Raw genomic sequence first — 573 nt, 5'->3', positions numbered from 1 at the left:
CCGTCGTTAACGTCTGCCGTGCAGGTGAGGTCCCGCTGCCCCTCAGGCTGCGGCGAGGCGCCGCCGGCGGCGGTGCTGCAGCACAAGTCCCAGAAGGCACAGGACAACGCCGCCCACCCCCACGGCCACGAATCCGGCCGAGGGGCCGACGCCGTCGATGAAAACCCCGGCGAGCGGTGCGCCAAGGGCGACGCCTCCGGTGAGTGCCGAACCGTACCAGCCCATCGCCTCACCGCGGCGGCGCTCGTCCACCAGTTCGGCGACCTTCTCGGACGCTGCCGACAGCACGGGCGCGCACAGCAGGCCCGGCAGGAGCGAGAGCAGGCTGAGGGTCCAGGTGTCCTGCGCGAAGGCCATGGGGATGGTCAGCGCCGACATGCCCAGCAGCAGCAGGATCGGTGAGATGGGCCGGTGCATGGCACCGTAGATCACGCCGCCGACCACCGAGGCCGCGCACCAGAAGAGGAACACCAGCCCGATTTCGGCCTGGTGCCCGCCGGTTTCGAGGGCGGCAACGATTCCGACGTCGGTGCCGCTGAGCACCATCCCGGCTCCGGCCGCGACGGCGAAGAC

At 71.2% G+C, this 573-nt stretch carries 1 protein-coding gene; it reads right to left on the bottom strand.

What is annotated here, in order from left to right; translation table 11 throughout:
• Positions 1 to 42: 42 nt before the first annotated feature.
• The coding region (locus K789_RS0112365; protein WP_024367017.1) for an MFS transporter at positions 43 to 573 on the bottom strand (531 nt) is incomplete at its 5' end.

The organism is Arthrobacter sp. TB 26, from assembly GCF_000427315.1.
Lineage (GTDB): Bacteria > Actinomycetota > Actinomycetes > Actinomycetales > Micrococcaceae > Arthrobacter.
The sequence above is the reverse complement of the archived record's forward strand: the minus strand, read 5'-3'. Positions and strand labels throughout refer to the sequence as shown.